Genomic DNA, 25,376 nt, shown 5'->3' with positions numbered 1-25,376 from the left:
CTTGTTCATTTATTGCATTCAAAGGCTATCCGCTTTTTTTCTTTCGTTAATGTTTCCCACATTCCATTTAAATACACTGCACCCAGCGCCCGATCATATAAACCATAACCCGGTTTACCGGTCTCTCCCCAAATCATTCTCCCATGATCCGGTCTGGCTGGTCCGGCGAAGTCAATATCTCTTAATGCTCTTACGATTTCATACATATCTAAAGACCCGTCTTCTGAACGGTGGGATGATTCTTGAAATGACTTTTCCCCAATGATCTTAATGTTTCTCAGGTGAACAAAGTTGACTTTTCCTTTTTTTCCGAAATAACGAATCAATTCTGGAATATCATTTGTTGAATTCACACCCAGCGACCCGCTGCATAAACACAAGCCGTTAAAGGAGCTGTCATAGAGATTAATCAATCGCTCCAAATTCTCTTTGTTCGTTATGATTCGAGGCAGTTCAAAGATAGGCCATGGCGGATCATCTGGGTGAATCGCCATTTTGACTTGTTCATTTTCTGCCACGGGTATAACCGCTTTAATAAAATACGAAAGATTTTCCCATAAATCCTCTTCCGTAATGTGCTGATATTGTTGAAAAAGATTCTTTAACTGTCCATCTTCATAGCTTGTGTCCCAGCCGGGAAGTTTTAATTCACCATGTAATGGATTCATTTGTCTAACTTTTTCCTCTTCATAAATTAACGCTGTAGAACCGTCTTCAAGTGCATAGTCTAAAGAAGAACGAGTCCAGTCAAAGACAGGCATGAAATTATAACAAACGATTTTAACACCCGCTTTTGCCAAGTTCCGTATCGTCGTTTTGTAGTTTTCAATATATTGATCTCTTGTCGGAAGACCTAATTTAATATCTTCATGGACAGGTACACTTTCAATGACACTTAACGATAAACCATGATTTTCAATTTTTTCTTTTAATTCTACAATTTTCTCATAAGGCCATGCTTCCCCTACAGGAATATCATAAATGGCCGAAACAATTCCAGTAACGCCGGGAATTTGGCGAATATACTCTAATGTGACCGGATCGCTGTCTCCATACCATCGAAACGTCATTTGCATGGTTCTTCCATCCTCTTCCCTCTTATTATTTAACATTCGATATTAGAATTTCGCATGACTATAACAATATATTGGACCGATTTTTTCAGAAGAATTTGCCGATTAGTATCCGCTTACATAAATTTTCGTGATAATGATTCATGTATCGTTCTAGTTGACAAAATTCAGCTTGCCAGGATGTAATTGCGGACAATGATTCTTGCACAAGTAATGGAAACATCATCATCATGTGGCCTTAATATTTTAATCACACGGCAAACTGTAAGAAAACTTTCTGTTCTTGCTTTCCAGCTCTGTGCCATTTACGATCAGTTTTCTCTTTTCTCCATTTGGTACGTGAAAAGTGAGTTGATCATACGATAACTCGTATGTTCCTTCTTTTTTTATTGAAAGTTTAATCCCGTCTTCTGTTGTCTCCATATCGACATGAATAAAGGCAAATGTATGAGTATACTCATTTGTTAACCCATCATCTTCGTACAAACGATAAGTCGATTTTCCTTTTCCTTTGAATGGGAATAACAAAAATCCTCTTTCGTCTTGATTCTTTGTTTGGAATGTCAAGTTTGCATCATTTACTGGAACGATCGCTCCCGCTTTCGCTAATAGCGGAGTATAATGTAATGGTGCCGGCAGAACGACCGTCTTTCCTCCTTCATACCATGTTCCCGTATGGAAATCGTACCAGCCTTTTTCATGGTTCGGTAAATACACTTCCCGCTCCCTCATTCCTTTTTCGACGACAGATGCAACCAGCAAAGATTCACCAAGTATAAATTCATCGTTTTCTTCAAATGTTTTCTCATCATGTTCAAAATCATAAAATGTCGGTCGAATGATCGGCTGATAATGTTTGTGCGCCTCATATAGCGCGGTGTAAATGTAAGGGATGATCTTATGTCTAAACTTAATGAGTTCACGGATTTCATCGATTGTTTCAGGAAACATCCATGGTTCATTTACTGTCCCGTCATCGTTCCACGAGTGAATTGTAAATCTTGGGTACATGATGCCGTTTTGAATCCATCTTACGAATAGCTCCGGTTCAGGGGCCGGTCCTGAAAATCCGCCGACATCATGGCCGAAATTGTAAATGCCTGATAAACTTAGACCGATGCCTGTTTTAATGTTAAATTTTAATGTTTTCCAGCTTGTTCGGTTGTCACCGGTCCAAGTTTGTGCATAACGGTGCATCCCGGGACAGCCGGATCTTGAGATCAGGTACGGGCGTAATTCCGGGTTGTATTCTAGCTGAGCTTCGAAAGACGCTTTCATCATCAAAAGCGGGTGAAGCGCGCGGATCAGTTCAAATTCCACTTCTTTGCCGAAGCCGTGACACTTGGCATTTTGACTCCATATTTCAAATTCGTTATTGTCGTTCCAAGTTGAATCAATTCCGTATTCCAGCAGCTTTTCTGTTACTTGAGCCTTCCACCAGTCGAACGTTTGGCGCTTCGTGAAGTCTAAATAGGCTCCGATATCATCCCAAAATTGGGCCATTTCCGGTTTTTGTGTTTCTCTGTTTACAATGAACATTTCTTTTTCTTTTAGTTCATCAAATTTCGGATGATCCTTTAACAAGCACGGTTTAATGTTGGCGCATAAACGGACGTCCTTTTCATGGAAGTGTTGCACCATCTCTTTTGGAGAAGGGATTTTGTTCTTATCCCAGTTAAAGACATAACGTTTATCACCGATAGATGTGTATCCTGACGATAATTGGAACGAATCGCATAACATATCATGTTTTTCACAGAGATGAACGAAATTTTTTAATTGTTCCTGTGCATTTGGCGCATCGGTATAGCTCATCGTAGAGCCTGAATAGCCAAGACTCCATTTTGGCGGCAAGATCGTTTTGCCTGTCAGCCAAGAGAATGTTTCGACTACATCTTTTATTTTCGGACCGGCTATGAAGTAGTAGTCTAAATCCCCCTTTTCAGCCTGATAATAGCGGTACAGTCCATGATAGTTATCAAGCTCTGAACCCATATCAAAAATGGAAGCTGATAGATTATCATAGAACATTCCATAGGAGATGCCTGTTTTCTTATGACGTGTAATATAAAATGGGATATGTTTGTATAGGGGATCTGACCACTCTGCGTCGTACCCCATCGCATCGATATTTAACATCCGGTAGCGTTTCCCGTGTTTATCGACGTTTCCCGTTTTCTCGCCAAATCCAAAATATTGTTCCTGTAAATCACGTTGTAAATAGTGGTATACCCCCTTTCCAAAAGCCCCTTCAAAATTATACCCTTGTGTTTGTCGATCGCTTGCAACATTGATCCATTCAGAATCATTGTGATAAAACCAGCTGATTCTAAAGCCGTTCAATTGAACATGAAGCTTGACCTTGCCGGTTTTCACAATAAAAACATCTTTGACTTGCTGGAATTCGTATTGAGGCAATGTAAATCCACTCATGTCTAAACGATGGCGTCCCTCCCATGGCACATCGATCTGTCCAGGCGCTACACTCCACGTTTTTTCAAGCGTTAACGCTTCTCCCTCCGTCAGCAAAATCCGAATTATATCTTCTTCAAGAATGAATATTTTCGCATGTGCATAGCCGTCATTTAAATGAAAATACAGCACATTTTTCTCGTCTTTTATAAATGTAAACATGTAGGTTTCTTTAATTGACATTAAACAGACGCCTCCTATCTTAAAGACCAAATAATTGAGGCAGCATTAAGCTGATTTGTGGAATGTAGGTAACAATTAAAAGGACGATCATGATCGCAGCATAAAATGGCAGAATCGGTATAACCACTCGTTCAATATCAACTTTACCTATGCTGCATCCCACAAACAGAGCACTTCCTACAGGAGGAGTGATATTACCGATACAAAGGTTAAATACAATCATAATTCCAAAATGCACGGGATCCATTCCGAAGCTTTGAACAATTGGCAGAAAGATTGGAGTGAAAATTAATACAGCCGGTGTTATGTCCATAAATGTACCGATTATTAATAAGATGATATTCATCATCAGCAGGATCAAAACTGGGTTATCTGTAATCCCTAAAATTCCATTGCTGATTGCCGTCGGTATGCCTGTAAACGCCATGACCAATGACAGCATCGTTGATGTCCCAACCAAAAACATAATAACGGCTGTGATTTCTACCGTTTCCAGCAGCATTTTGGGGAGCTGTTTCCATTTCAATGTCCTATAAAAGAGCGATAACATTAAGGAATAAGCCACCGCTATTGCTGCTCCTTCAGTTGCTGTAAATACACCGGCGATAATACCCCCGATTACGATTACAATGAGCAACAGGCTTGGAATCGCATCGAAAAGCACTTTAAAACCTTGACTAATCGTAATCTTTGGCGCAACAGGGTATTTTTTCTTTTTTGCAATAATACAGGAGACAACCATCGTAGCCAGCCCCCACAAGATTCCGGGCAAATAACCCGCCATAAATAAAGCGGCTACAGATGTTCCGCCGCTGACTAATGAGAAAATGATCAAAAGACCGCTAGGCGGAATAAGCAAACCAGTTGGTGCAGAAGCAATATTTACTGCGGCAGAGTAAGTCCGGTCATATCCTTCCTTTTCTTGCAGCGGCGACATGACCCCGCCGATCGCAGCAGCAGCAGCTACAGACGAACCGGAAATGGAACCGAATAACATGTTTCCGACAACATTTGTATGGGCCAGAGAACCGGGCAGCCTGCCGCTGATCAATTTTGCGAAGTTAATGAGCCGCATTGCAATACCGCCATTATTCATAATAATGCCTGATAAAATGAAGAACGGCACCGCTAATAAAGAAAAGCTGTCGATTCCAGTGACCATTTTTTGCGCCGAAGTGAAAATGGCAACATCAAAAGGAAAAATGGTAAGCATTGTCACAATGGATGCCGCCGCAATACTTACAGAAATCGGAACGCCGAGAAACAATAATATGAAGAATACTGCCGATAAAATGAGACCTGCTGCTATGGCCATATCATTTCACCTCTTTTTTAGTTTTTAAAAAGCCTCAGTCACATCTTTTCTGCTTTTTTTACATCATCACCTGACTTTTGTTTTGAATTGAATTCATGTAAAGATTCATATAAACCGGCCAAGCTGTAGCCAATGATGAGTATGCCTGCAACAGGAAGTGATAGATAAACAAATCCCACTGGTATCCCTAATGCTGCTGAAGATTGCTCCATTGTGGTGATCACTGCTTTCGAACCTCCTAACACCAACACAATCAGAGCAAAAGCAATCAAAAGAATCTGAATGAAAGTATGAACGAAAACAGCTGCTTTTATTGGAAGTTTTCGAACGATAAATTCAATCGCCAAGTGCTTTTTTTTCCAAAATGCATAGGCACCGCCCAACATAGAAATCCATATCAGTGAATAGCGTAAAAATTCTTCTGAAAACGTACTGGGAGAATTTAGTATATATCGAGTAAATACTTGCCATATCGCAACCAAAACCATGATGGCCATTAGTGTGCAAGTCAAACATTCAATCGTTTTATTCACTGCTTTTTTTAAAGCTAGCATATACATCCCTCCCTTATCGAAAAATATTCGAGTCGCTCATTCATCCAGAGTCATTTTACCTTTTTAGCTTTCGCACGAATTTCCCTATAGTATTTTCCGATCAATTCTTTTTTGGCAAACTCATCATGAAGCGGGCTTACCGCATCCCGGAATGGAGTCTTGTCTGGCTTGTGGAACTTCACTCCCATTTCCTTTGCTTTCTTAACCGCATTTTCAGTTTCTTCAGCCCAAACGATTTTGTGATACTCAGTAGACTCTTTCGCCGCTTCGATCACCGCATTCTGCTGCTCTTCGCTTAATTGATCCTTTTTGTCCAAATTCATGATCAAAATATCCGGAACGATCGCATGTTCTGAGTATGAATATTCTTTTGCCACTTCCCCGTGATTGCTGCTTGTTAAAGCCATTTCGTTGTTTTCGGTGCCATCGATTACACTTGACTGCAATGCTGTATATACTTCTCCATAAGCCATTGGAGTAGGTGCTCCACCCATGAGTTCCACCATTCGAATCGCTGTAGCACTCGGCTGCACACGAATTTTTAAACCTTTAAGGTCATTTGGGTGCATAATCGGTTTGTTCTTTGTGTAAAAGTTCCGCGAACCGGCATCATAGTAGGTTAATCCAATAAACCCTATGTTTTTCGTTGTATCATACATTTCTTTTGCAATATCACTGTCCATGGCTTCATAGAAATGATGTTTGCTGTCAAATAAATAAGGCAAGCTGAAGATGGAGTAGACCTCTGAAAAACTTTCTAAAGCGCTTGCACTTACTTTAGCCAGATCGACAGCCCCGGTCTGCGTCAATTCAATCACTTCACGTTCTGAACCGAGCTGAGCATTTGGATACACTTGCACTTTAACGGTGCCATTAGTTTTCTTTTCTACGTCTTTTGAAAATTTGAGTAAAGACTTGTGGACGGGGTGTTCCTCATTATGGTTGTGAGCAAGCCGTAACGTTACGGTTTTATCGACGCCTATTACATCGCTGCTTTTACACCCCGTAAGCATTCCAAAGATTAAAGCGCATACAAAAAACACGGATAGCATTTTTCTCATGAACTACCCTCCTTGAATCTCATAACCGTTGCTTTCTAACCAATGATTGATTGCGATTCATGTTTTCTTTCATCGCCATATTTTTTTGGTAGCGTTTACAATTCTGCTCGAATAGGGAACGAATATGTGAAATTTTTGCATTGTATATTTCGGTTTATCCCCTGAATCCCGTTTCCAATTATGTTCTGTAACAATTTGTGTAATATTTTAGTGCATTAGATGATCGTTTTTCTCAGACTTCTCCCCCTTTACGATAAGTTTAACAACGTTGTTAAAAATAAACGTTGTTTCATCATCCAAAAAGTTCTTTAACAACGTTGTTATTTTCTTCGGAAGATGTATATGATTGTTATTTTATGATGTATCATTTATAATAACAACGTTGTTATTTATTATCATAAAATTATTTTTGAAAATTTGCAATATTATATTTTTAAAGATGTTTTGGAGGGTCCAAAATGACTGTAACCATTAAAGACATCGCCAATGCTTCCGGAGTAAGCTATTCAACAGTCTCAAAGGCTTTAAGAAACAGCCCTCTTGTAAAACCGGATACAAAGAAAAAGGTCTTGCAAGTTGCCGAACAATTAGGGTATAGTCCGAATTTTGCAGCGAGAAGCTTGGCATCTAAAAAAAGTCAAACGATCGGTCTTGTCTGGCCTACCATTGAGAGAATCGCTTTATCAGCACTTGTTACTAAAATAAATGAAGTGGTCGAAAAGAACAACTATTCAATGATTTTATCTGTTAACAGAGCTAAAGAGGCAGTGGAATTGTTTAAGAGTTTTCGCGTGGATGGAATTATGATTTTTGAAGAAGGCGGCGAAACTCAGCTTAGTGATGATACTGGATTAACTATTCCTATCTTATCTTATGGAGTGTCAGGTGAACATACACATCCTATTATTGATGTCAATCATAAAAAAGCAATTTACAAAGCCGTTGCGTATCTGTATCAACTTGGCCACAAAAACATTAGCTACGTCGGCGACCTCTCCCCTGCCGACAAGCGTCAGGTTGAAAAAAGCAAAGGGTTTGAAGAGGTTATGATGGAAGCCGGTTTGAAATTAAGTCGAAACAGTATTTTAAATACTAATGGGTTAAGCTGGTATAACGGTTACACCGCTGCGAAAAAACTATTACAACAAACCCCAAAACCTACAGCAATCATTAGCGGAAGCTACGATATCAGTGTAGGGATTTTACGAGCCGTAAAGGAACAACAGCTCAGTATACCCGAAGACCTATCTTTAATTTCTTATGATAATATTCCTCAAATGGCAAGCCTTGAAACCCCGCTGACGAGCGTAGGGGTTCCAATCGATCAATTGGCTCACAAAATGGTCGATTCTCTGCTGTCTCTTATTCGTGAGCCGGGCTCAATACCATTAACTCAAAAAATGGACCCTGAATTAAACGTAAGAATGTCATGCGCTTCTCCAGCAGTTTTAGGTGAAGAAAACAAGTAACATTTAAGACGAGTTTTTCAGGTCATCTTTTCTTTTAAAAGCTGATGGCAATGGATTTTACAGAATTCCTCGGTACATTGATTTCTGAATTTTTACATGAACGGCCGCATGCCTTAGGGTACGTTCTTTCTTTATAGAAAATATATGTTGCAGACGTGTTTTTATATGTTTCTAATAAATACAAAGCTCAGGTAACAATACCTGAGCTTTGTATTTATTCTCCTGTCTCCGCAAAACGCTTGATCCGCTCTCCAATTTCATCGCGTACGCGCTGAAAGAATGCCCATTTCTCTTCTTCTGTCCCTTCTGCTTTAGCGGGATCGTCAAAACCCCAATGCTCGCGCTTGACATGCGGAGGTGTCATCGGGCATTTATCAGCCGCATCCCCGCACAGCGTAATGACGAGGTCTGCGTTGTGTAAGATATCGGGATCAATAATATCGGACGTCTGCTCAGAAATATCGATGCCTGCTTCTCTCATGGCTTTGACCGCGTTCGGGTTTAAACCGTGCGCTTCAATCCCTGCACTGTGGACGTTCCACTCGTCTCCGAGGTGTTTCTTCGCCCAGCCTTCAGCCATTTGGCTGCGGCAGGAGTTGCCTGTGCATAAAAAATAGATGGTCTTTTTTGACATTGGTCATCGTCTCCTATCATGTTTAATGAATGATCAACAGCCACACATAAAGTCCGGCAAGCGTGATGAAGAGGGTTGGAATGGTCAAAATGACGCCTGTTTTAAAATAGGTTCCCCAAGAAATCTTTACGCCTTTCAGTGAAAGGACGTGAAGCCACAAAAGCGTCGCCAGGGAGCCGATCGGCGTGATTTTCGGACCGAGATCAGAGCCGATGACATTGGCGTAAATCAGCGCTTCTCTGAGAATCCCGTGTGTGTCGGTATTCTGAATCGCAAGCGCATCAATCATCACCGTCGGCATATTGTTCATGAATGAAGACAGGATGGCCGCGATAAAGCCCATTCCGATTGTTCCGGCAAACAGCCCTTGATCGCTAACAGTCTGTATGACCTGTGAGAGAACATCTGTTAAGCCGGCGTTTCTTAAACCGTATACGACGACATACATCCCGAGTGAGAAGAAAACAATCGCCCAAGGCGCTCCCTTCAGCACTTTCTTTGTCTGCACCGCGGGGCTGTTTGTCGCCGTGATTAAGAAAATGACGGCGATCACGCCTGCGATGATCGAGACGGGGATTGAGAACAGCTCGCTGATAAAGTAACCTGCCAGCAAAACGGCTAATATCAGCCATGACAAGCGAAACATTTTCCTGTCTTTAATCGCTTCTGCCGGTTGTTTTACATTTGTCATGTCATAATGCCGCGGAATGCTTTTTCTAAAAAACAAAAAAAGCACGATGATGCTTGCAATAAGCGAAAACAGGTTTGGAACAATCATTCTTGTTGCATATTCGATAAATCCGATGTTGAAAAAGTCCGCTGAGACAATATTGACAAGGTTGCTGACGACAAGCGGCAGCGATGTCGTATCCGCGATAAATCCGCTTGCGATAATAAAAGGAAAAACGAGCTTTTCTTGAAAGTTTAACGCGCGTACCATCGCAAGCACGATCGGCGTCAAAATTAAAGCAGCTCCGTCATTGGCAAACAGCGCGGCTACTACAGCTCCCAGCAGGGAGACATAGACAAACATCCGAATGCCGTTCCCTTTGGCCGCCTTGGCCATGTGCAGGGCGGCCCATTCGAAAAATCCGATTTCATCAAGAATCAGGGAGATGATGATGATCGCGACAAATGCCAAAGTCGCATTCCATACGATTCCCGTCACATCTAATACATCCTGAAAATTGACGACCCCGGCGATTAAAGCCAGCACCGCACCTCCGCAGGCCGACCAGCCGATGGAAAGATTTTTCGGCTGCCAAATGACAAGTGTAAGGGTCAGCAGAAAAATCAAAATGGCTAAGACCGTCATCATCGTCTATACGCCCCCTTCATAGGTTTCCTCTCCGGACATATCTTATAATAAAATCTTTATATAAGTCAATGCTTATATAAGAAATGCAAATGAAAAAGAGGGAACCGTCCTCCCTCTTCTTTTTTAACTGCACGAAACAGGCCTTTCTTTTCTTTTAATGGTTTGAAGAACCTCATCGTGTTCATCGATCTGATTGAGAATGGCAAGGACCAATTCGCGCTCCGGAAAGTCGTCATGAAGCGAATAAAAACGCCATTGCTCCCTTCTTTCTTCCTTGATCATATTTGCACTTTTCAGCTTTCGTAAATGCTGGCTTATTGCGGGCTGGCTTGTTTCAAACATATCGACAAACTGGCAGACGCAATATGGTTTCTCCTGGAGCAGCTTCAGAATCAAGAGCCGGGTAGAATCGCTCAATATTTTCATGCAGCTCACAGTGCTTTTCGAATCAAGCTTCGTTTGTACGGTCATGACACTCCCTCCAATCTCAGGCGCTTTGCAGCCGGTATATTGCATCCATTATATAAATGTCTTTTTATATAATCAAGCGGTGATCACCAAGGCATGGAGCTTGTGACAGCATCATACTGTGAACAGGAAAAGCCTTTGAGGACTCGGAGGCTTTTTCTCAAATCATTTCGCCGCTTCTTCGGCCATATGGTTAAGATTCGCCTCTCCCATGAAAACGGTAGACTAGTCATTCAATCCCTTTCCATCGAGAATTTGCTGTGTATATTTTTCAATCCTCGACTCTCGGGTTTTGGATTGTTTTGGTTTAGAAAAATAAAGAATATATGCTCTTTGCCGTCCCGGCGTCAATTCTTCAAAAGCCGTTTTTAAAGCCGGGATTTCAGCGAATTTTTTTTGAAGCTCTTCCGGAATTGTATATTCTGCACCCTTTTTAAAATTCACTTGCAAACCGGCTTTTTCAACTTCAATGGCTTCATTTATATAAGCTTTCAAGATGGTTTCCATTTCAGCTATTTCTTGTACATTGGTGAATCGAATCTGCCGCGCGGCTTGTACATTCTCCGTTTGCTGGATGAGAATCCCGTTGGGGTCCTTTAACAATGCGCCTTTGTGAAACAGAAGTGCACAATATTCTTTAAATCCATGGATTAATACGATGTTTTTTTTCTCAAACGTGTAACAAGGATGCTTCCACTTGAAGTCTTCGTTCAGCCCACAGTCAAGAACGATTTGACGCAGCTTCTCAAACTCTTCCTTCCACTTTTCGGTTTTGTTTAAAAATTCATCAACCTTTGGATTCGTTCTGCTATTTGTCATCAAGGAACACTCCTCTTTATGTCATAATGTCATTTTAACCTAATCTCGCTCCGCCGACAGCTGAAATATTTTAATCGTTCCGGAGAGACAATATGCTTAGCTTAAAGAAGAGGCGGGATGATTATGAAATTTGGCATCATGACGTTTAATATCCATCATGGAAAGGGAAGGGACCGTCGCGTTGATTTAGAAAGAACGGCTGGTGTGATCGCTCAAAGCGGCTGCGACATCATCGGCCTTAATGAAGTGGATCGGCATTACTCCAAGAGAAGCGATTACGAAGACCAAATCGGCCGGCTTGCAGAACAATTGAACATGCACTATGCGTACTGCCCCTCCCTTTCATTGAGTTCTGATGATTCTTCTGTGAAAAGGCAATACGGGAATGCCCTATTAACGCGTTTTCCGATTGTGAAAGAACAGCATCATTCATTTAACTTTGTCAAAGGGTTGGTCGAAGGAAGGTCTCTTCTTGAGGCTGATGTCCGGATCGGCGATCGGCTCTTTCGCGTCTTTGTTACGCATCTGAGTCTGAATCCGTGGCTTCACGGCAAGCAGACGGATTTTTTAATCGAGAGGGTCCAAGAGAGCGATCTGCCTGTGATCGTCATGGGAGACTTTAATATGAAACCTTATTCACGGGGATGGACAAAGGTCGCGGAAAAACTGGCCGACCTGTGGGAGGAAAGTCAATACGGACAGGGGTTCACCTACCCTTCCCACCGCCCGAGACGGCGCTTGGACTACATCTTTCTCAGTCCGTTTTTTCATGTGACAGCGGCTGAAGTTGTCGCCGTTGATCCGAGCACTTCCGACCATCTGCCGCTTAAGGGCAGCGTCACATATTAAAGGACGGCTTCAGAAGCCGTCCTTATGCTTTTGCAATGCCCAGTAAAACGCCGGCTGCGACAATCAGGATGATGCCGATGGCGATACCGATCAGCTGCCGCTTCGTTTTCTTTTCGCCGAGTAAAATAATGCCGCCGAGCGTTGAGATGACGATCCCCATCTGCGATAGCGAAAAGCTGGTCGCTACGCCGACCCGCGGCTGGGAAATGAATAAAAACATGTTTCCCGCTGCCCAGATTAAACCCGGAATGATATTTTTGATGACGTAAAAATTAAACGGCTTATGCCTGAATGTCAAGATCAAGCCGCCGGCAACCATGCCGATAGCCTGAGGAAAAAGAGCCGCCCAGCCGCTGACATCAAAAAGCCGGACGACGACAACATATACGAGATAGCCGAATGTTGAAATCAGCAAAATCACGATTCCCTTTTTCATGTCGCCGGTTTTTTCCTCCGTTTTTTGGCTGCGGTCTTCCAGCGATGTCAGCACGATTCCCACGATGATAAAAATCAGCGCCAAAACGCCGAGAATGATCGAGATTGTCGTTGCCCACTCGCGAAAAACAAGCACGCCGAACAAAGAAGTGGATACGAGCTGAAGCCCTGTCGAGATCGGCATCGTTTTAGATACGCCGATCAGCTTGATGCTTTTCAGCTGATTGGTCTGGCCGAGTGCCCAAAATAGTCCGGAGACGACGCCGACGGCAAATATACGGGGGGATAATTCAGGCTGGACGACGAAATAGATTCCGATTGAAAAAATTAAAGCGCCGAATGTCGTACCGAGCACCTGGCTGTACGGTCCGCCCCCAAGCTTTACATTAAAGAGCACGATGCTTCCCCAGAAAATCGCTGGTAAAATCGCTAAGAAAATGTCCATTTGATTTAAACCTTTCTTTCCTTGTTTTTATCTATTAAGGTGCACTATACATGCGATTTTTAACACAAAAAATCCATTTTGAACGTTGTCAAAATGGATTGGTACTGTTATCGGCGGCCCGTATCACTAAAATATCAGTTTTCACTGTTTGCTGTTTACACTGCCAAGCCAAGGCATACCTGGTATAACTGCCGGTTTTTTGTACAAGTCCTGAATCAGCCTGTCTTTTATGCCAAGCGGGTTCCGGTTTAAATCTTTCAGGCTGAAATGGATGCTTCCCATCACATTTGAGGCGCGGTTTAAGGCGATCTGTCGCGGATATTCTTCAGGATCTGACCAGGCGGGATCTGAGTTTTGATTGATTTTATAGGCTGCTTGTCCGATGTATAAATGAACGGGGCGTTGGCTGACTTCATTTTTCCACCAGTCCACTAAAATGTCGTAGGAAGCCGGGGCAAAGCCGATGCTCCAGTAGATTTGCGGGGCGATGTAATCGATGTATCCCTGTCTGATCCATTCCCTCGTGTCAGCGTAAAGGTCGTCATAGTTTGTCATTCCGGCGGCTGTATTCGATCCCGTCGGATCATCTGCTATATTTCGCCATACACCGAAGGGGCTGATTCCAAATTTGACCGATGCTCTCTCTTTTTTGACGGCAGCGTTGATCTGTTTGACAAGCTGGTTGACGTTGTCCCTCCGCCAATCTTCAATATTTGAAAACCGGTCCTTTCCATATTGTTCATACGTGCTCAAGTCGGGAAATTCGACGCCCGCAATTTTATATGGATAAAAATAGTCATCCATATGAACGGCGTCGACTGGGTAATTCTTGACGACTTCCGCTATGCCTTGGACAATGAATTCCTGGGCCTCAGGGATGCCGGGATTGTAATACAGCTGTCTGCCGTAGGCAACGACCCAGTCGGGGTGCGTTCTGGCCGGGTGATCGTGTGACAGCCTGTTCAAATCGGTATGATTCATCGTGATCCGATAAGGGTTGAACCATGCATGAAATTCAAGCTTTCTCCGGTGGGTTTCTTCGAGCAAAAATGACAGCGGATCATATCCAGGGTCTTTTCCTTGAACACCTGTTAAGTATTCCGACCACGGCCCGTATGCGGAAGGATAAAACGCATCCGCCGCCGGCTTAATTTGAACGACAACCGCGTTCATCCCCATCGCTGTCACATCATCCAAAAGCTTCACATACTCTGTTTTTTGCTCTTCGATTGTCAGTCCTTTTTTCGAAGGCCAGTCAATGTTTGTGACGGTGGCGATCCACACTGCCCGAAATTCTTTTGTTTCGCAATTTGCGCTCTTTTCTTTCATGAACATCTCCCCTTTGGAAAAATCAGAACTTTCTGTTATTATATGCCGGTTATTCTTTTTTGTATATGAAAAAACAGGCCAAGACATGTTGCTGTCTTTAGCCTGTCGTCTGTATCGCCTGTTTCACCTGCTGCATCAAATATTGGACAAATGCTTCATCCCTTGCGAGCCATGCAGCGTAATTCCTTTTAATAAACCGCTCTGCCTCTTCGAATGAAGTAAATGTCTCATGCTGAGTTACGCCGTTTAATTGAATGTTCCAGCCGTGTTCGCCAGGAAAGAGAAAAAACTGGTCTTCATCCCTGTTGATATAAAGGCTGCCGTAGTCGGACTCTTTTATATTATAGACATTTTTAAAGGCATCCGCTCTCAAGGGCTCCAGCGGAAACGGTTCAGTTACATACAGCTTGAACGCTTCATCTGTCAGCGGGCACCCCGCTGCTTTGGCATGGCCGCCTCCGCCGAACGTGCCGGCGATTTCTGATACATCTGTTTCATCATGGATGGTGCGCAGGCTCACTTTTTTGCCGCCCATATTTAAGATGGCGATATAGTCAAGGTGCGGATATGTTTTCCCAAGTTCGTTCCCCACCTCCGAATGATAGGATTCCGCATGCACGATGCCGACGCAGTGTGCATTGATGAAGGTCTGAACGATTTCCCGCCGTTTCCTGCGAATATACCGTTCAATTTTTTCTTCTTCCATATCCAAGATTTTTTCTTCGAATTCGTCAAATGAAAACGCGTCGCTTTCTTTAAGGCGCCGGACCATTTTTTCCTCAAATTCGTCGATTGATACCATAAAAAACAGGTCATTCAGGCGTTTCGCTTCGAGCGCGCCCGTCTGTTCCCATTCCCATGTATCATAGAGGCGTATGAGTTCGACGAACTGATCCATCGCGTTTGTCTCTCGAATGTGGCCGTTGTCTATTAAGTATTCATAAAAAAGAGAAGTCGCTGAAGCGAGCCTGCCGTCCTCATATTGAACTTTTACCATGCCCCAAGGGCGTTCATTCAAATGAAGCGCAGTTTTATGGTGGTCGATGAGTTTGACCTTTCCGCCCGCTTCCGCATATTGGTTCAGCCTTTCTTCATTTTCTTGATGAACAGACAAGTCTGTGATAAACAGGCCTTCATGCTGTTTTTCTTTGCCTTTTGTCCGCTCCAAAAAACGTCCGACTTGCATGTCAAGTCCGGTGACCGAATTGTAGCGGACCTCGACCCGTTCGCCAAAAGCCACCTTTGCGAGGATTCCGCAGCCGACTCCGTCCAAGTCGTTGTGAGAATACAAATGATACATGCTTCCCGCCCACCTTGCTGTTTTATTGTCCGCCTGCCGCAGCAGGCGCATCTTTCTCATTTTACTATTGTAAAAAAGCGGATTTTTTATACAGTTGTGCGGTAAGACAAAAAGGACAGCTTCTTGTTAGAAAAAGTCTGTCCGGTTAAAAGCGGTTATGTCTCTTGCAGCAAGGCTCCGCATTGCAAGTGTGCGGTGAGCAGTCTGTATGCATTTTCGACCCTGTCGGCACTTGGCGGTTCAACCCCATTTAACGGATAATCCAGGCCGAGCGCTTCCCATTTGTAGACGCCGAGCTTGTGATAAGGAAGAACCTCCACCTTCTGAACGTTTGCCAGCGTGCCGATAAACGTGCCGAGGGCTGTTAAATCGTCATCGATATCGGAGATACCCGGAACCAGTACGTGACGGATCCAGACGGGAACTTGATGATCAGCGAGAAACCGGGCAAAATCCAATATGTGGTCATTCGGCATTCCTGTCAGGTTGATATGTTTTTTTCTGTTGATATGCTTGAGATCAAGCAAAACAAGGTCTGTATACTGGATCAGCTCTTTGATCTGCTCTTGAAATGCCGGCGCAGCCGAATAGCAACCGCCGGACGAATCGAGTGCCGTGTGAATGCCTAGGCTTTTGCATGCTTTGAACAGCTCGATTAAAAATGGCAGTTGTAAAAGCGGCTCCCCTCCGCTCACGGTAATGCCTCCGCCTGATGATTGAATAAACGGGAGATAGTGCTGAACATCCTGAACGATTTCGGAAACCGTCATTTGTTTTCCGGTTCCGATTTCCCAAGTATCAGCGTTATGGCAAAATTGACAGCGCATCAGGCAGCCTTGTGTGAAGACGACATATCTGATGCCTGGGCCGTCGACAGTACCGAATGTTTCGATCGAATGAATATTTCCATCCATGATGAAGATCACCTCTTTTTATGGAGGCGGAGCGCCTCGGTCGCGCTCCGCTTTTTACTCGTTACATCGATTCATGGAAGGTTCGGCTGATGACGTCTAACTGCTGTTCTTTCGTCAGCTTAATAAAGTTGACCGCATAGCCTGAGACGCGAATCGTTAACTGCGGATATTCCTCTGGATGTTCCATGGCGTCGAGCAATGTCTCCCTGTTAAATACGTTAACATTTAAGTGATGCCCTGTTTTTGCGGCATATCCGTCAAGGATGCTTGATAAATTGGCGGCGCGGCTCTCTTCATCTTTGCCAAGCGCTTTCGGGACGATGGAAAAGGTGTTGGATATGCCGTCGAGCGCATAGCTGTAAGGCAGCTTTGCCACTGAAGACAGCGATGCAAGCGTCCCTTTAGTATCGCGGCCGTGCATCGGATTCGCGCCTGGAGCAAACGGTTCTCCCGCGCGGCGTCCATCCGGCGTATTTCCGGTTTTCTTGCCGTAAACGACGTTTGACGTGATCGTTAAAATTGACATTGTATGAACGGACTGACGATATGTCTGGTGCTTGCGCAGTTTTTTCATAAAGCGCTTGACAATGTCAACGGCGATCGCGTCGACGCGGTCATCATTATTTCCGTACTTAGGAAAATCGCCTTCTGTTTCAAAATCGACCGCAATGCCGTTTTCATCGCGGATCACGTTGACTTTGGCATATTTGACAGCGCTTAACGAATCGGCCACAACGCTCAAGCCGGCGATCCCGGTGGCCATCGTCCGCAAAATTTCCGTGTCGTGCAGAGCCATTTCAATTCTTTCATAGCAATATTTATCATGCATGTAGTGAATGACATTGAGCGTATTGATGTACAAGCCTGCGAGCCATTCCATCGTCTGATCGAATTTATGCATGACCTCGTCATAGTCCAGTACTTCGGAAGCCACCGGCGGCGTTTCCGGACCGACTTGAATTTTATGCTTTTCGTCTTTTCCGCCGTTAATCGCATAAAGAAGCGCTTTCGCCAAGTTGGCGCGTGCTCCGAAGAACTGCATTTGTTTGCCGATTGTCATTGCTGATACACAGCAGGCGATTCCGTAGTCATCTCCGTATTCAGGACGCATGATATCGTCATTTTCGTACTGGATCGAGCTTGTTTTAATCGACATTTTGGCACAGTAGTTTTTAAACTTTTGCGGCAGTCTGACAGACCAAAGAACGGTTAAATTCGGTTCAGGCGCCGGACCTAAATTGTCAAGCGTATGCAGGAAGCGGAACGAATTTTTCGTGACTAGGGCGCGTCCGTCGTGCGCCATTCCGCCGATTGATTCTGTCACCCATGTCGGATCGCCGCTGAACAGTTCATTGTAGTCAGGTGTGCGCGCAAATTTGACCAAGCGCAGCTTCATAACGAAATGGTCGACAAGCTCTTGGGCTTCCCGTTCTGTTAATACGCCCGTTTTTAAATCTCTTTCGATGTAAATATCAAGGAACGTGGATACGCGGCCAAGGCTCATTGCTGCTCCGTTTTGCTCTTTAATGGCAGCCAAATAGGCGAAATACAGCCATTGAAATGCTTCTCTTGCATTTGCCGCAGGCTCGGAAATGTCAAATCCATAGCTTGCTGCAAGCGCTTTAAGTTCGTCCAATGCTCGGATTTGTTCTGACAGTTCTTCACGAAGGCGGATGTTTTCTTCAGACATCACCCGAGAGGCGCCGGCCGCATCTTTTTTCTTTTCATCGATCAAAAAATCCACGCCGTAAAGTGCCACTCTCCGGTAATCACCGATGATGCGTCCGCGCCCGTAAGCATCAGGCAGTCCGGTAATGATTCCGACTTTTCGGGCGAGCTTCATTTCGTCCGTATACGCGTCAAACACGCCTTGATTATGGGTTTTGCGGTAATCGGTAAAGATCCTTTCCACTTCGTCATTCAGTTCAAAACCATAGGATTCACATGCCTGTTTTGCCATGCGAATGCCGCCGAAAGGCTGAAGCGACCGTTTAAACGGCTCATCGGTTTGAACGCCGACGACTTTTTCCAAGCCTTTATCCAAATATCCGGGACCGTGCGAGGTGATCGTTGAGACGATCTCTGTATCCATATCAAGGACGCCTCCGTTTTCACGCTCTTTTTTTGTCAAATCCATTACATGATCCCATAATGCCGATGTAGCTTCCGTCGGAGGTTCGAGAAACGATTCGTCACCTTGATATGGCTCAAAGTTCGAGAGAATAAAATCGCGGACATTGACTTCTTTTTGCCAAACGTTTGTGGTGAAACCTTTCCATTGTTCCATTTAAATCCCCCTCTTTTTCAAGTTGAAATGATATAACAGTTGTTGCATTTATATCTTATGTTGAATATAACAGGTTTGAATGTGATAAATATCACATATTTTGTGAAATAGTTAACAAATTTGAGGAAGTTCTTTGAACATTGCGTTTTTCCTAATATAGGATGTTGTTTGAAGCAATTTTTCTTATTTAAATCTGTATTATAATAAAATCAAATAAAATGAAAACTGTTATATAAAAAAGCCGGCAAAATAGCCGGCTTTCACAAAGTATTTATCATCAGCCGATGGATACGGTCTGATTGCCGAATGCATCGATGGTGCTTTTCAAGACGTAGCGGCCTCGGGGGAGCTTGTGAAATTCATAGCACCCTTTCGAATCGACCGCTTTTGTCTGCAGCAAAACGCCTGACATATCATAAACATGAATGTAATGTTCCTCTTTTTCAAGTTGGCTTTTGAGGTGTTCAGGGATTTCCCCGGCTATCGTGTACTCCGCTTCTGACGTTTTCCTTTCACCGATTTGATCGAGGATTTCCAGGTCCAGTCCCTGTTCTTTTCGATGATTTTTGCGGGTTCGCTCTCCGCGTTTTTGTGTTTCAAATGTTTGATACAGGTTTTCGATCGACCTCATGTGAACGCTGATATCCCAAAGTTTCATAGCTTTTTGAAACGCTTGGCGGCCCAATTTTTGCCGGGTTCTGTCATCGTCGAGCAGCAGGCTCAGCTTTTCAGCAAGCACTTCGCTGTCTGCCGGAGGAACAAGCAATCCGTCCGCACCGTCGTCAATGATTTCTTTTATCCCGCCTACGCTTGCCGCCAGAACAGGTTTTGCGGAGAACTGCCCTTCCAGGATGACGAGCGGAAATGTATCGTGAAGCGACGGCAAAACAATGACATCACTAATTTTCATTAAGCGGGGCATATCTTTTCGCTTTCCGAGAAAAGAGACCGCCGACGCGATACCAAGCTTTTCGGACAGGCTTTGCAAAGTTTCGAGCTCCGGACCCTCGCCTGCGAGAAGGCAGTGAAAATCATCCCTTTCGAACCGCAGTTTATAAAGCGCTTCGATCAAGTAGCGGTGTCCTTTCACCGGCACGAGCCGCGCCGGACAGAGAATGATCTTTTTTCCTTGATGCCGACGGCTTTTTGGGAGATGACTTTTCTTTTCGATAAAGGGTGCTTTTACAATTCCATACGGGATGACTCGGATGTTCGAAGGCGTCACACCAATTTGAGTCAGCTCGTGTTTCAGCCATTCGCACGGAACGGCCACAACGTTTCCAGACATTGCGCCCAAACATTCTTCGATTTTCATATATTGTTGTTCCTGGCCGCTTTTCTCGCCATATTCCCCGGTAATCTTTGCTTCGTGATATTTAAAGTTATGGAGGGAAACGATTAAAGGCGTGTGCTGAGGTTTGGAACGGGCCAGTGCTCTTGCCGTCATAAAATCGTGGCAGTGGATCAAGTCATACTTTTCTAGATCAAACTGTTTAACAGCTTGTTCCAAACTGTAGCGCTCTATTTCACGCCAATATATCCACAGGGGATATTTTGCGGTGTAAGCCGTTTGAAGACGGTATATCAGCTCATTTTTTAACCGGTGTTTATCGGCTGGCTGCTGATCAGCGACCTGAATGTTGAGCCACCGGGTATCGTGCGACATTAAATCGACAGAATGCCCTTTTCCTTCCAAGCTTTTTCGAAGTATATCAATATAGGTAGACGGGCCGTTTGTATGTGGAGAGTATCGATAATAAGCCAGCAAAATGTTCATATATTTCCCCCTGCCTGCTGTTAAACTTATAGAAAATGAATCTCTTAGCATTATATGGCCAAAGCTGAAAAAAGTACGCAGTGAATGGAAGCCTTATCAATAAGAAAACCCATTGCCTGTCGCAATGGGAGATGTCATGAAGAAGCTAATATTTGAACGATTTTGTCTTCAATATCCTTTCCATTCTCATCATCCACGAGCTGATTGAGGAGAATGGAGAAAATCAATGTCTTTCCGCTAGCAGTATCAACATAGCCCGACAATGAACTGACGGTTGAAAGTGAACCTGTTTTCGCCCTGACTTTGCCATTTAAAGCCGGGTCTTTCAGCCGGTTTCTTAATGTGCCGCCGACCATTCTGTCGCTTTCCCCTGCAACCGGGAGTGAACGGGCAAACGACGGAAACCATTTCTCTTCTTGAACGGAATACAATAGCTTTGTGATCTGGTCGGCAGAAATCAAATTGATATGCGAGATTCCTGAGCCGTCTCTGAGAACGATTTTTTCTGTGTCCATTCCAAATCCCTGCAGTTCTGTATTTAATACTTCCAGACCTTGATCCCAGCTTCCTTCACGTCTCACGGCCTTTCCCATTTCCTTGAGCAGTGTTTCGCCATGGCCGTTGTTGCTGAGCTTCATAAAGGGAATCATCAGCTCTGACAGCGGCATGGATTGATGTGCGGTGATGCGGCGCGCTTTTTTTGGCGCTTTGCCGGTTTTAGTCTTTCCTATGATTCGAATGCCTTGTTGATGTAAAGCCTGTTTAAATAAATCGATTGCATATTCTGACGGCTCCCAAACCGCAACCCATTGTCTGACCCTTGAAGCGCCTTGTGGAATCGTCCCTTTGATTTGGATCGTATTTCCGCCGTGTTCCCTTTTAATCGTAATATCTTTTTTTCCGTCTGCAGCAACGGTCTTGGCATCGTTTTCGATTTTGACATGGTTTGTTTGCGGGGTGAGCGATACAGCTGGTTTTTTTCCGGCTTTGCCGTCAGGATTCACGTCGATTATGACCGTTCCGGCATCATAGTCTTCATTTGGCGAAGCCGTTAAAGCTGAGATCTGCGCTCCGTAGTATGCGTCTTCATCGGTCCAGGAAAGGTCTGGAGAGTAGCGGATTTCATCGTACCAGGAATCGTCACCGACCAAGTCTCCCTTGATAACTGTGATCCCTTGTTTTCGGAGTGCTTCGGCCATTTGCTGAAAGTCCGCTGTCAAAAGCGTCGGATCGCCTTTTCCTTTTATATAAAGGCTGCCTTTGAGTGTGCTGCCGGCTCGCGCGCCGTCTGCCAACACCTCTGTAGGAAAGGTATAGTCTTCGCCCAGGACGGAAAAGGCAGCTGCTGCCGTTAAAAGCTTCAGATTGGACGCCGGCCTCATCCGTGTATCGCCCATATGGCCGTATATCATTTTTCCGCTTTTCGCAGACCTGACGCTGATGCCTGCGAGTGCTCCTTTTAAATCAGGTTCGGTCTTTAACAGCTGATCGATTTGCTCTTTGAGCCCGCCTTTTTCCTCGACGGCTAAGCCGTCCATGCTGCCGACCAAAGTCAATACAAAGATCATCATCATACACAGGCAAAGCTTCATATTTTTCTTCATCGGATATCCCGCCTCCCGCTTATGTTTTAATACTTTATTGCAAAGCGCGGCGGGTTATACTCCTATTGGTCGGTTTTCACCAAAAACCTACGGTATAAAAATAGCAGTATCATCATGTGTAGCACAACTCCGATGATCCCGAAAACGAGAACAAACCCTTCATGAGAAGTTCCCGCCAAGTACGTTTTCGCTGTCCAATAAGTTGGCGTGAAAACGCCGAAAAGCTGCCACGGTAAAGGAATAAAATAAACCGCGGCCGGCATGAGAGTAAGCAGGCTGAATCCTTTCATTAAAGCAAGCCCTTCCACTTTGTTCGAAGCATAGGCGGCCAAAAGCAGCGTATAAATCGGGGCTTCAAGCGTGACCATGATCAGGACGAACAAAAGGTGCGCAGCATCAGGCGCCATTAAACCGCCGGACGCAAACAACAAAGTGCTGTAGCATAAAGTGAGCGCCATCGGCAGGATGAGACGGACCATGACATATCCGCGCTTCGACATGGGCGTCACGGCAAAATACTGAATCATATTTTCGTCGCGCTCGTCAAGCAGGATGAACCCCGACATGACACCGAGAATCAGGGGGATGAAAAGCATGGCAAGGCTCATGATCAAATGACGGTATGTGGTGAAATTGAATTCCGTCAATTCCGCTGACAAAGGAACGACTGCTGCAGTTACGATGATGAGCAGAAAAGGCGCCAGCCCGTAAAAAGCGAGCATTGAATCACGCCTGATCTGTTTCATATCCCCGCGTATCAGCTGAATGATTTTCATCATCGTGTATCACCTCCGCCAAGCTTTAAAGTGATGAATGTTTGGAGTGAATGCCTCGCCCACAAATACGCGGCTCCGTTCCATAACAAGAGGATGGAAATCGCGTAGATGAGCTCCCGCTGCTGAAGACCGGTAAACGCCGAACCTAACAGCATTAATGAGGCCTTTGACGGGAGAGCGTAAAACAGCGGGTTGCTCCAAATGCCCGCTGCTTCAAACAAAGGCAGAACGAACACAAAGGTGCTCAAAGAAGACAAAAAGAAAAATCCGTTTAAGGTTTCGCACCGCACCGCCAAACCTAAGCCGATCATCGTGAAGAAAAATGAAGTGAAAAGCACGCCGCAAGCGAACAAACCGGAATGTGTTCCAAAGCCAAATACGCTGCTGTGGATGAAAATGCTCGATCCGAGAGACAAAACGGACAAGGACGCCGTTTTGGAAAGAATATACTCACTTGCACTTAGCGGCGTGACAAACAGGCTGTCATGGATATTTTGCCCTTTCTCCAGTAAAACAAGGCCCCCGATGAAGAAAAACCCCAGAACGCTCGGATCTGAAAATGTCAAGGCAATGTTGGCCGCCTCCCTGTATTCAACCGGAAGAAACTGCAATACCGCGATATACACCGTGCTGATCAGCAAATAGGCATAATAAAAACCATGTTTGAACTGAAGTTTGATATCGTGGGAAATCGCTGATAAGATCCTCAACTTAAACGCCTCCCCGTCACCTCGATAAATATGTCTTCAAGCGACGCTTCTTGGGAATGGATTGTTTCCACAGGATGCTCCTTAATCAAGTTCAAAAATTCCGGGCTGCTGCCGATTTGATCAAGGTCGAATTGAGCGGTTTCCAACTGTCCATGACTGCGGTACTCCACTTTTACATGCTTTTTTCCTTTTTGCACTTTCAAAGCGCGCGGAGAATCAATCAAAGCCACCTTGCCGTCAACGATGAAAGCCACGCGGTCGCAGATTTCTTCAGCTGTTTGCATGTGGTGCGTCGTGATCAGGATCGTCTTCCCCTCCGCCTTTTTGTTCAGGATGAGCTGTTTTAATTTTTTGGCATGAACGGGATCGAGCCCTGAGGTCGGTTCGTCTAGAAATAAAAGATCAGGCTGATTGATCAGGGCTCTCGAAAAATTCAGCCTCATTTTCATGCCTTTTGAGTAAGCGGATACTTTTGTCCGGCCGTAATCTTCAAGACCCGTTAAAGCGAGCAGCGCTTCCGGCTCCTCGGTTTCAGATGCATACAAGGCACGGAATAAACTTAAATTTTCCAGTGCAGTCAATCGTTGATAAAAATTCGGAAATTCAAAGGCGACGCCGATTTTCTCATAAAAGGAGCTGCCGGCTTGGTTCAGTTCTTTTCCCATCACAGTGACCCGGCCTTCATATTGCTTTAAAATACCGATTAATATTTTTTGAATCGTGCTTTTTCCGGCGCCGGACGGCCCGAGAAACCCAAAAATTTCCCCCTTTTGAATCGAAAAATCGATCCCTTTCAATACAGGCGTTTTTTGTCCGGGATATGTGAAGCGAAGCCCTCTGACTTCAATCATGAGCTGCATCCTCCTTGGCCGAAAGCCCCTGTCCGATCAATTCGATAAGCAAATCCATCGTTTCTTCGTAGCGGTCTTCCCCAATGTTTGTTTTTTGAAAGGATAAAAGAACAACGGCGCGAATCACGCTGATGATCGTCTCCGGTTTTTTTCTGACAAGCCAGCCTTTTTCCTGACCCATTTCAATTAAAGGCTTGAAAAAATCTTCGTCGCTGGCGAAATGCGCCTGCAGCTTTTCTTCGGGGAGTTTGCGGAAGAGCGTCTCCATTAAGTTTTCATCATAAACTTGGCGAATGTACGGGTTATGTTCCATCACCGCCAGTGCTTCACGCAAAAACTGTCCAAATGTTTTCCCGCTTTCAGAAAATGAGGCTTCAAGCTGAGAGCGGATCTTTTGTTCTTCCTGCTGCAAAATCTCAAAATAAAGCTCCTCTTTCGAATCGAAAAATGTATAAAATGAGCCTTGGGCAATCCCTGCCGAGGCTGTTAATTCACCGACGCTCGTTTTCTTCAATCCAAGCTGCGCAAAAAGCTTTCTTCCGCTTTGCACTAATGCTGAACGGATTGCTTCCTTTTCTTTTTCGGTAAATTTCGGCATAGACATCTCTCCTCCATTCATAAATATATGAATAATTTTATTTTATATTCATATAATGAGCTACGACTTCCCTGTTGTCAATGTATTTTGGTTCAAATTTACCACAATATTTTCATTTGCCCGTCAAATTTAAAG

21 protein-coding genes and 1 pseudogene are annotated in these 25,376 nt (G+C 44.3%); 2 read left to right on the top strand and 20 right to left on the bottom strand.

Going from position 1 to position 25,376, the window contains the following annotated elements; genetic code table 11:
• Positions 1-5: 5 nt before the first annotated feature.
• The 5 genes from uxuA to H2R00_RS04955 all read right to left on the bottom strand — a co-directional run bounded on the left by uxuA (position 6) and on the right by H2R00_RS04955 (position 6,658).
• Positions 6-1,076, bottom strand: coding sequence for a mannonate dehydratase (gene uxuA / locus H2R00_RS04975; RefSeq protein WP_182070591.1), 1,071 nt, complete (start codon positions 1,074-1,076; stop codon positions 6-8).
• Positions 1,077-1,319: 243 nt separating this feature from the next.
• Entirely contained in the window at positions 1,320-3,728 is a 2,409-nt protein-coding gene (locus H2R00_RS04970; RefSeq protein WP_182070590.1) for a glycoside hydrolase family 31 protein, read from the bottom strand.
• Between the two features lie 19 nt (positions 3,729-3,747).
• Positions 3,748-5,043 carry a TRAP transporter large permease gene (locus H2R00_RS04965; RefSeq protein ID WP_182070589.1) on the bottom strand — a complete coding sequence of 432 codons (1,296 nt, stop codon included), beginning with the start codon at positions 5,041-5,043 and terminating at the stop codon, positions 3,748-3,750.
• A 38-nt stretch (positions 5,044-5,081) separates the two neighbouring features.
• Positions 5,082-5,597 (bottom strand): TRAP transporter small permease, encoded by a 516-nt coding sequence (locus H2R00_RS04960; protein WP_182070588.1) that lies wholly within the window; start codon positions 5,595-5,597, stop codon positions 5,082-5,084.
• A 50-nt stretch (positions 5,598-5,647) separates the two neighbouring features.
• Entirely contained in the window at positions 5,648-6,658 is a 1,011-nt protein-coding gene (locus tag H2R00_RS04955) for a TRAP transporter substrate-binding protein (RefSeq protein WP_154998939.1), read from the bottom strand.
• A gap of 458 nt (positions 6,659-7,116) precedes the next feature.
• Here H2R00_RS04955 and H2R00_RS04950 point away from each other — a divergent pair, with 458 nt between their 5' ends.
• On the top strand, positions 7,117-8,127 hold the full coding sequence (locus tag H2R00_RS04950) for a LacI family DNA-binding transcriptional regulator (RefSeq protein ID WP_154998941.1): 1,011 nt from the start codon (positions 7,117-7,119) through the stop codon (positions 8,125-8,127).
• Between the two features lie 214 nt (positions 8,128-8,341).
• Here the strand turns inward: H2R00_RS04950 and arsC are convergent, their stop codons facing one another.
• The 4 genes from arsC to H2R00_RS04930 all read right to left on the bottom strand — a co-directional run bounded on the left by arsC (position 8,342) and on the right by H2R00_RS04930 (position 11,366).
• Entirely contained in the window at positions 8,342-8,761 is a 420-nt protein-coding gene (gene arsC / locus H2R00_RS04945; RefSeq protein ID WP_154998943.1) for an arsenate reductase (thioredoxin), read from the bottom strand.
• Positions 8,762-8,783: 22 nt separating this feature from the next.
• A complete protein-coding gene (locus tag H2R00_RS04940) occupies positions 8,784-10,079 on the bottom strand; it encodes an arsenic transporter (RefSeq protein ID WP_411802388.1) in 1,296 nt (431 codons plus the stop codon).
• Positions 10,080-10,202: 123 nt separating this feature from the next.
• Positions 10,203-10,550 carry an ArsR/SmtB family transcription factor gene (locus H2R00_RS04935; protein ID WP_154998945.1) on the bottom strand — a complete coding sequence of 116 codons (348 nt, stop codon included), beginning with the start codon at positions 10,548-10,550 and terminating at the stop codon, positions 10,203-10,205.
• A gap of 222 nt (positions 10,551-10,772) precedes the next feature.
• Entirely contained in the window at positions 10,773-11,366 is a 594-nt protein-coding gene (locus tag H2R00_RS04930; protein ID WP_182070587.1) for a YdeI/OmpD-associated family protein, read from the bottom strand.
• A gap of 123 nt (positions 11,367-11,489) precedes the next feature.
• Between H2R00_RS04930 and H2R00_RS04925 the strand changes: the two genes are divergently transcribed.
• On the top strand, positions 11,490-12,215 hold the full coding sequence (locus tag H2R00_RS04925) for an endonuclease/exonuclease/phosphatase family protein (RefSeq protein WP_182070586.1): 726 nt from the start codon (positions 11,490-11,492) through the stop codon (positions 12,213-12,215).
• Between the two features lie 22 nt (positions 12,216-12,237).
• Here the strand turns inward: H2R00_RS04925 and H2R00_RS04920 are convergent, their stop codons facing one another.
• The 11 genes and pseudogenes from H2R00_RS04920 to H2R00_RS04870 form a co-directional block, all read right to left on the bottom strand.
• The gene (locus H2R00_RS04920; RefSeq protein ID WP_154998951.1) at positions 12,238-13,095 is read right to left on the bottom strand and encodes a RhaT/GlcU family sugar-proton symporter; all 858 of its coding nucleotides are present in this window, start codon (positions 13,093-13,095) and stop codon (positions 12,238-12,240) included.
• 144 nt (positions 13,096-13,239) lie between these two features.
• Positions 13,240-14,391 (bottom strand): annotated as a pseudogene (locus H2R00_RS04915) (glycoside hydrolase family 10-like protein); the annotation flags it as partial.
• Positions 14,392-14,521: 130 nt separating this feature from the next.
• Entirely contained in the window at positions 14,522-15,724 is a 1,203-nt protein-coding gene (locus H2R00_RS04910) for a DHH family phosphoesterase (protein ID WP_154998955.1), read from the bottom strand.
• Positions 15,725-15,879: 155 nt separating this feature from the next.
• A complete protein-coding gene (pflA, locus tag H2R00_RS04905; RefSeq protein ID WP_154998957.1) occupies positions 15,880-16,638 on the bottom strand; it encodes a pyruvate formate-lyase-activating protein in 759 nt (252 codons plus the stop codon).
• Positions 16,639-16,699: 61 nt separating this feature from the next.
• On the bottom strand, positions 16,700-18,925 hold the full coding sequence (pflB, locus tag H2R00_RS04900) for a formate C-acetyltransferase (RefSeq protein ID WP_182070584.1): 2,226 nt from the start codon (positions 18,923-18,925) through the stop codon (positions 16,700-16,702).
• Positions 18,926-19,202: 277 nt separating this feature from the next.
• Entirely contained in the window at positions 19,203-20,702 is a 1,500-nt protein-coding gene (locus H2R00_RS04895; RefSeq protein ID WP_182070583.1) for a glycosyltransferase family 4 protein, read from the bottom strand.
• Positions 20,703-20,836: 134 nt separating this feature from the next.
• Positions 20,837-22,306, bottom strand: coding sequence for a D-alanyl-D-alanine carboxypeptidase/D-alanyl-D-alanine endopeptidase (gene dacB, locus H2R00_RS04890; RefSeq protein WP_182070582.1), 1,470 nt, complete (start codon positions 22,304-22,306; stop codon positions 20,837-20,839).
• A 62-nt stretch (positions 22,307-22,368) separates the two neighbouring features.
• The gene (locus H2R00_RS04885; protein ID WP_182070581.1) at positions 22,369-23,085 is read right to left on the bottom strand and encodes an Rv2686c family ABC transporter permease subunit; all 717 of its coding nucleotides are present in this window, start codon (positions 23,083-23,085) and stop codon (positions 22,369-22,371) included.
• Positions 23,082-23,792 carry a fluoroquinolone export ABC transporter permease subunit gene (locus H2R00_RS04880; protein ID WP_182070580.1) on the bottom strand — a complete coding sequence of 237 codons (711 nt, stop codon included), beginning with the start codon at positions 23,790-23,792 and terminating at the stop codon, positions 23,082-23,084. The genes H2R00_RS04885 and H2R00_RS04880 overlap by 4 nt, the downstream gene beginning before the upstream one ends.
• Positions 23,789-24,643 carry an ABC transporter ATP-binding protein gene (locus H2R00_RS04875; RefSeq protein WP_182070579.1) on the bottom strand — a complete coding sequence of 285 codons (855 nt, stop codon included), beginning with the start codon at positions 24,641-24,643 and terminating at the stop codon, positions 23,789-23,791. Before H2R00_RS04875 ends, H2R00_RS04880 begins: the two co-directional genes overlap by 4 nt.
• On the bottom strand, positions 24,636-25,241 hold the full coding sequence (locus tag H2R00_RS04870) for a TetR/AcrR family transcriptional regulator (protein ID WP_182070578.1): 606 nt from the start codon (positions 25,239-25,241) through the stop codon (positions 24,636-24,638). Before H2R00_RS04870 ends, H2R00_RS04875 begins: the two co-directional genes overlap by 8 nt.
• Between the last annotated feature and the right edge of the window lie 135 nt (positions 25,242-25,376).

Origin of the sequence: Bacillus haynesii, assembly GCF_014042035.1 — a bacterium.
GTDB lineage: Bacteria > Bacillota > Bacilli > Bacillales > Bacillaceae > Bacillus > Bacillus haynesii.
The sequence above is the reverse complement of the archived record's forward strand: the minus strand, read 5'-3'. Positions and strand labels throughout refer to the sequence as shown.